At 54.3% G+C, this 6,835-nt stretch carries 7 protein-coding genes; 4 read left to right on the top strand and 3 right to left on the bottom strand.

Features of this window, described 5'->3' with window-relative positions; all coding sequences use genetic code 11:
- Nucleotides 1-96: 96 nt before the first annotated feature.
- Together exbD and exbB are read right to left on the bottom strand one after the other, a co-directional pair.
- On the bottom strand, nucleotides 97-522 hold the full coding sequence (gene exbD / locus CNE01S_RS15855; protein ID WP_061277273.1) for a TonB system transport protein ExbD: 426 nt from the start codon (nucleotides 520-522) through the stop codon (nucleotides 97-99).
- Between the two features lie 6 nt (nucleotides 523-528).
- Entirely contained in the window at nucleotides 529-1,263 is a 735-nt protein-coding gene (gene exbB, locus CNE01S_RS15850; RefSeq protein WP_072279159.1) for a tol-pal system-associated acyl-CoA thioesterase, read from the bottom strand.
- Nucleotides 1,264-1,519: 256 nt separating this feature from the next.
- Between exbB and metC the strand changes: the two genes are divergently transcribed.
- Nucleotides 1,520-2,707: a cystathionine beta-lyase gene (gene metC / locus CNE01S_RS15845; protein WP_061277282.1), complete on the top strand. Its 1,188-nt coding sequence runs from the start codon at nucleotides 1,520-1,522 to the stop codon at nucleotides 2,705-2,707.
- Between the two features lie 176 nt (nucleotides 2,708-2,883).
- Entirely contained in the window at nucleotides 2,884-3,543 is a 660-nt protein-coding gene (gene yghB / locus CNE01S_RS15840) for a DedA family general envelope maintenance protein YghB (RefSeq protein WP_061277271.1), read from the top strand.
- A gap of 60 nt (nucleotides 3,544-3,603) precedes the next feature.
- Here the strand turns inward: yghB and CNE01S_RS15835 are convergent, their stop codons facing one another.
- The gene (locus CNE01S_RS15835) at nucleotides 3,604-4,491 is read right to left on the bottom strand and encodes an AraC family transcriptional regulator (RefSeq protein WP_061277270.1); all 888 of its coding nucleotides are present in this window, start codon (nucleotides 4,489-4,491) and stop codon (nucleotides 3,604-3,606) included.
- Nucleotides 4,492-4,677: 186 nt separating this feature from the next.
- Between CNE01S_RS15835 and yqhD the strand changes: the two genes are divergently transcribed.
- Both yqhD and dkgA read left to right on the top strand, forming a co-directional pair.
- On the top strand, nucleotides 4,678-5,841 hold the full coding sequence (gene yqhD, locus CNE01S_RS15830; protein ID WP_061277269.1) for an alcohol dehydrogenase: 1,164 nt from the start codon (nucleotides 4,678-4,680) through the stop codon (nucleotides 5,839-5,841).
- A gap of 103 nt (nucleotides 5,842-5,944) precedes the next feature.
- Nucleotides 5,945-6,772 carry a 2,5-didehydrogluconate reductase DkgA gene (gene dkgA / locus CNE01S_RS15825; protein WP_061277268.1) on the top strand — a complete coding sequence of 276 codons (828 nt, stop codon included), beginning with the start codon at nucleotides 5,945-5,947 and terminating at the stop codon, nucleotides 6,770-6,772.
- The last annotated feature ends 63 nt before the right edge of the window (nucleotides 6,773-6,835 follow it).

Here is a 6,835-nt window from a genome sequence, read left to right as displayed (position 1 = left end):
CATGTGAAGCAGGACAGGAAGTGAACGGAACCTTAGTCGAACCGTCATAGACTCCTCTCCCAAGAGGAAGAGGGCCGGGATGAGAGTCAGCCCCTCTTACTTCGCTTTAGTCACTTCCTGGCCGACCAGACCAATCTTCAGATACCCTGCCTGGTGCAGCGTATCCATCACGTCCATCAGCGTTTCGTAGTCCACCGTTTTGTCCGCGCGGAAGAAAATAGTGGTGTCTTTTTTCCCTTCGGTTGCGGCAATCAGCGCGTTGACCATCGACTCTTTGCTTACCGGGTCATTACCGATAAACATCGAATGATCGGCTTTTACCGACAGGTAAACCGGTTTTTCTGGGCGTGGCTGCGGTTCGCTGCTGGAGGCCGGAAGGTTAACCTTCACGTCCACCGTGGCCAGCGGCGCGGCCACCATGAAGATGATCAGCAGCACCAACATAACGTCGATAAACGGCGTAACGTTGATTTCGTGCATTTCACCATTGTCATCGAGGTTTTCGTTCAGACGCATTGCCATGGGGCATTAACCTACACGCAGTTGCTGAGTATTGCGTACCGGACGCGGCTGGGCTGTGCCTTCCAGGTCAAGGTCACGACTTTGCAACAGCAGAACCTGAGCCGCCACGTCGCTAAGGCTTGCTTTGTAGCTGCCAATCATACGCGCGAAGATGTTATAGATAACCACCGCAGGGATTGCGGCGACCAGGCCGATAGCCGTTGCCAACAGCGCTTCTGCGATGCCTGGCGCAACGACCGCCAGGTTAGTGGTCTGGGACTGAGCAATACCGATAAAGCTGTTCATGATGCCCCAAACGGTACCAAACAGGCCGACGAACGGCGAAATCGCACCGATGGTGGCCAGAAAACCGTTACCACGCCCCATGTGACGCCCAACGGCGGCTACGCGGCGCTCAAGGCGGAAACCGGTACGATCTTTAATGCCTTCGTTATCTTCTACGCCGGCTGAAAGTTCCAGTTCATTTTGGGCTTCATTGATTAACAGCGTGCTCAGGCTTTTGCTGTCAAACGCTTCGGCCGCGCTGCTCGCTTCATTCAGGGAGCGCACGTTAGCCAGCTGCTGCTGCTCTCGCTTGAGGCGACGTTTCTGGGTAATCAGCTCCACGCTCTTACTGAAAAAGATTGCCCAGGTGACAACAGAGGCCAGAATCAGGCCAATCATCACGATCTTCACTACGATGTCAGCATGTTGATACATGCCCCAAACGGACAGATCCGTCTGCATCAGATTACTCGTCACGTCTTACGCTCCAGCGAGAAATAAATGTCAAAACTGAGACTAATATATCAAAAAACTATCGAATTGATAGTCGTTCTCATTAGTATTTACAGACTGCCGGAAATTGTTGAAGCATTCCTTGCGCTTACGCAGGAAAAGTCCCCCCCTGGCGAAATGATGACTTTTTTCGCCAAACTGAAAAAACGCCATGATGCCCTTTGCGCATTTTGTGTTAATTTACGTCCAGACATCCAGATGGTTAGACGGGGAAGCGGAAATGGCGGAAAAACACATCGAAACGGCGCTGGTCAACGCCGGTCGCAGCAAGAGGTTTACTCAGGGTTCAGTTAACAGCGTGATTCAGCGCGCCTCCTCCCTCGTCTTTGAAAGCGTTGAGGCCAAAAAACAGGCCACCGCTAACCGCGCTAAGGGCGACCTGTTCTACGGCCGCCGCGGCACGCTGACCCATTTCTCGTTACAGGAAGCGATGTGCGAACTTGAAGGCGGCGCCGGCTGCGCCCTCTTCCCCTGCGGTGCCGCTGCTGTAGCCAATACTATCCTGGCCTTTGTCGAGCAGGGCGATCATGTTCTGGTCACCGAAACCGCCTACGAACCCACCCAGGACTTCTGCACCAAAATTCTCTCAAAGCTGGGGGTGAGCACCAGTTGGTTCGCGCCGGATATCGGTGCCAGGATAGCCGATCTGATTCAGCCGAACACCAAAGTCGTTTTTCTGGAATCCCCCGGCTCCATTACGATGGAAGTCCACGATATTCCGGCGATTGTTGCGGCGGTCAGACGCGTTGCCCCTGAGGCTATCATCATGATCGACAATACCTGGGCGGCTGGCGTGCTGTTTAAGGCGCTGGAGTTCGGTATCGACATTTCTATTCAGGCGGGCACCAAATACCTGATTGGCCATTCGGATGCGATGGTCGGCACCGCGGTATCCAATGCTCGATGCTGGGATATGCTGCGCGAGAATGCCTATCTGATGGGGCAAATGCTGGATGCGGATACCGCTTATATGACTAGCCGTGGCCTTCGCACGCTGGGCGTTCGTCTGCGTCAGCACCATGAAAGCAGCCTGAAAGTGGCCGAATGGCTGGCGGGTCATCCTCAGGTAGAAAGAGTGAATCATCCGGCGCTTCCCGGAAGTAAAGGGCATGAATACTGGAAACGTGACTTTACGGGCAGCAGCGGGCTGTTTTCGTTTGTGCTGAAAAAGCGGCTCAGTGATGAAGAGTATGAACGGTACCTCAATCATTTCGAGTATTTCAGCATGGCCTATTCCTGGGGCGGCTATGAATCGCTTATTCTCGCTAATCAGCCTGATGAGCTGGCGGAGATCCGCCCGGCAGGCGGCGTCGACTTTAGCGGCACCCTGGTTCGCCTTCACATTGGGCTGGAAAACGTGGACGATCTGATTGCCGATCTGGAAGCGGGTTTCCAGCGTATTGCCTAAAATCTCCGTTTATCGGTAACCGTGGCGCGCTTTTTTGCCATCATCGATGTTTTGTTGAGCCTGGGATCAAGGTGTCGCAGGCATTTTAGCGGTACAATGTGTAGAAATTAAGGTGAGCCTAAGTTGCGGGTGCAATAATCAGGGCGAACTCAATAAGCGGTTCCACAGGAATACCTATGGCTGTTATACAAAATATTGTCGAGGCGCTTTGGCATCACGATTTTGCCGCGCTCGCCGACCCCCACGTCATTGGCGTTGTTTATTGCGTCATGTTTGCGACACTGTTTCTGGAAAATGGACTGCTTCCCGCTTCGTTTTTACCGGGCGATAGCCTGTTGCTTCTTGCGGGGGCGCTTATCGCCAAAGGCGTGATGGGGTTTGTGCCGACGCTGGTGATTTTAACCGTCGCGGCGAGCCTCGGCTGCTGGCTGAGCTATTTACAAGGCCGCTGGCTCGGCAATACCCGTACCGTGAAAGGCTGGCTTGCACAACTGCCAACCCAGTACCACCAGCGCGCCACGCAAATGTTTGACCGCCACGGTTTACTGGCGCTGCTCGCGGGCCGCTTCCTGGCCTTTGTTCGTACTCTGCTGCCCACCATGGCGGGTATTTCAGGCCTCAGTAACCGCCGCTTTCAGTTCTTTAACTGGCTAAGCGGCCTGCTGTGGGTCGGCGTTGTGATTAGCCTGGGCTACGCGCTCAGCATGATCCCCTTTGTTAAGCGCCATGAAGATCAGGTCATGACCTTCCTGATGATTTTGCCGGTTGCTCTACTGATTGTTGGCCTGGTCGGCACGGTGTTTGTGGTGCTGAAAAAAAAAGTTAGCGCCGCGTAATCACGCTTAATAGAGAAAGAGCGGATAAGCCCAACTTATTCGCTCTTCGTTTTTGCCTCATTAAATGACCCGCATCCGCGCCATGTCTTCCCCAGGCGTTACGCCAAAATAGCGCTTAAACTCCCGGCTAAACTGAGACGCGCTCTCGTAGCCCACGCGAATGGCCGCCGCACTTGCCTTCATTCCGTCATGCAGCATTAACATTCTTGCCTTATGCAGACGATAGCTTTTCAGGTATTGCAGCGGCGAGGTGCTGGTCACCGACCTAAAGTTATGATGGAACGCCGACACGCTCATGTTGGCCTCGGCCGCCAGCTGGTCCACCGACAGGTTTTCGGTGTACTGGTTTTCAATCCGACGCAGCACCCGGCTAATAAGGCTAAAATGAGTCTGGCGACTGACCAGCGCCAACAGCGCCCCGCCGCTTGGCCCCGTCAGCACATGATAGAGGATCTCGCGGATAATCTGTTTGCCCAGCACCCGGGCATCAAGAGGACGATCTAAGACGTCCAGCAGCCGCTCGGTGGCGCAAAGAATTTCTTCCGACAGCTCGGCTGAATTGATCCCATCGGTGCAGGACTGAGGCCGGAACAGGTCGTCCTCACCGATGTCCATCAGCAAATCCTGCAGCTGCTGAATATCCACCTTCACGCGCATTCCCGCGAGCGGCACATCGGCTGTCGCAAAGGTTTCACACTCAAAGGGCAAAGGCACCGTCAGGAGCAGGTATTCGTTGGCGTCATAGCGGAATACGCGATCGTTGAGATAACCCGTTTTATGGCCCGAAAAGAGAAAAACAATGCCCGGATCGTACATTACCGGGGTACGTGCCATCGGTTTGGTGCCGTACATCAGCCGTACGCCATCAAAAAATACATCACTTTTTTCTTTTAAAATCAGCTGATTGATTTTATCCGTCAGCTGCTGGCAGATAGCCTGGCGGTTCATGCTTACGTCTCCACGGCGCTTTTTATCCGGCTTACAGTGTGCGATGAATCCTACGGTTTCTCCAGCCGTTTGGAGAAACAGGCAAGATAAAGGCAGGAATATGCATTGAGAGAGGCAGGGTGGCGGACCACAATAAGCGCCATCAGATTTAGCAATGTGACTCATCTAACGAACGGGAAACCCATCATGAATAACTTCAATCTTCATACCCCAACCCGCATCCTGTTTGGTAAAGGCTCCCTGGCAGAACTGCGCGATCAGATCCCAGCGGACGCTCGCGTCCTGGTAACCTACGGCGGCGGCAGCGTGATTAAAACCGGCGTACTGGGCCAGGTTAAAGACACGCTGAAAGGCCTCGACGTGCTGGAGTTCGGCGGCATCGAACCTAACCCGTCTTACGAAACGCTGATGAAAGCCGTGGAAATCGCGCGTAAAGAAAACGTGACTTTCCTGCTGGCTGTCGGCGGTGGCTCCGTACTCGACGGCACTAAATTCATCGCCGCTGCGGCGCACTATCCGCAGGATATCGATCCGTGGAACATTCTGCTGACCCGCGGTAACGACGTGAAAAGCGCTATCCCAATGGGCTCAGTGCTGACGCTGCCGGCAACCGGCTCCGAATCTAACAAAGGCGCGGTAGTTTCCCGCCGTTCAACCGGTGACAAGCAGGCGTTTATGTCTGACTTCGTACAGCCTGTCTTTGCGGTGCTGGATCCGGTTTACACCTACACCCTGCCGCCTAAACAGGTTGCTAACGGCGTGGTGGATGCCTTTGTTCACACCATCGAGCAGTACCTGACTTACCCGGTTAACGCCAAAGTTCAGGACCGTTTTGCTGAAGGCATTCTGCTGACGCTGATTGAAGACGGCCCGAAAGCGCTGAAAGATCCGGAAAACTATGACGTTCGTGCGAACGTGATGTGGGCTGCAACAATGGCGCTAAATGGCCTGATCGGCGCTGGCGTGCCGCAGGACTGGGCGACACATATGCTGGGCCACGAACTGACCGCAATGCACGGCCTGGATCATGCTCAAACGCTGGCGGTGGTTCTGCCTTCTCTGATGAACGAAAAACGTCACGAGAAGCACGCCAAACTGCTGCAATACGCAGAGCGCGTCTGGAACATTACCTCCGGCAGCGAAGAAGAGCGTATTGATGCCGCTATCGAAGCGACCCGTAATTTCTTCGAGAAAATGGGCACCTCGACTCGCCTGTCCGCCTACGGCCTGGACGGCAGCTCCATCCCTGCTCTGCTGGTGAAACTGGAAGAAAAAGGCATGACGAAGCTGGGTGAACATCAGGACATCACGCTGGACGTTAGCCGCCGCATTTACGAAGCCGCTCGCTAAGAGAACTCAGGTTAGGGCTTTCATTGCCTGAGTTTCGACTAGACTTAATACAAATCTTACACCGGGCTTGCCCGGTGTTTTTCGCACTATTAAGGAGGTACGTATGACTCATCCAACCTTAATCAAGCTCCAGGATGGCAATGTGATGCCGCAGCTTGGGCTCGGTGTCTGGCAGGCAAGCAACGACGAAGTCAGGACCGCCATTGAGAAAGCGCTGGAGGTGGGGTACCGCTCCATTGACACGGCCGCCGCCTACAAAAACGAGGACGGCGTAGGCGCCGCGTTGAAGAGCGCAGGCGTTGCGCGTGACGACCTGTTTATTACCACCAAACTCTGGAACAGCGACCAGCAGAGGCCTCGCCAGGCGCTGGAAGACAGCCTTGAGAAACTGCAGCTCGACTATGTCGATCTCTACCTGCTGCACTGGCCGGTACCGAGTAAAGATCACTATCTAGAAGCCTGGAAAGGGCTGATTGAGCTGCAAAAAGAGGGCCTGGTGAAGAGCATTGGGGTGTGTAACTTCAATATTAATCACCTCCAGCGGCTGATCGACGAAACCGGCGTTAGCCCGGTTATCAACCAGATTGAGCTGCACCCACTGCTGCAGCAACGCCAGCTTCATGCGTGGAACGCGACTCATAAGATTCAGACCGAGTCATGGAGCCCGCTGGCACAGGGTGGTGAAGGCGTATTTGATCAGAAAATCATTCGTGATTTGGCGGACAAGTACGGAAAAACGCCGGCTCAGGTCGTGATTCGCTGGCACCTCGATAGCGGACTGGTGGTTATCCCTAAATCGGTCACGCCTGCCCGTATTGCTGAAAACTTTGACGTGTTCGACTTCCGGCTGGACAAAGAAGAGCTGGCTGACATTGCGAAGCTCGACAGCGGCAAACGCCTTGGGCCCGACCCGGACGTGTTTGTCGGCTAAATCCGGCTTCTCTTTTCTCTCCTAAACCACCTTCGCCTTAACCGGCCGGGTGGTTTTTTATTT

It is taken from the genome of Cedecea neteri NBRC 105707 = ATCC 33855, assembly GCF_001571265.1.
GTDB lineage: Bacteria > Pseudomonadota > Gammaproteobacteria > Enterobacterales > Enterobacteriaceae > Cedecea > Cedecea neteri.
The sequence above is the reverse complement of the archived record's forward strand: the minus strand, read 5'-3'. Positions and strand labels throughout refer to the sequence as shown.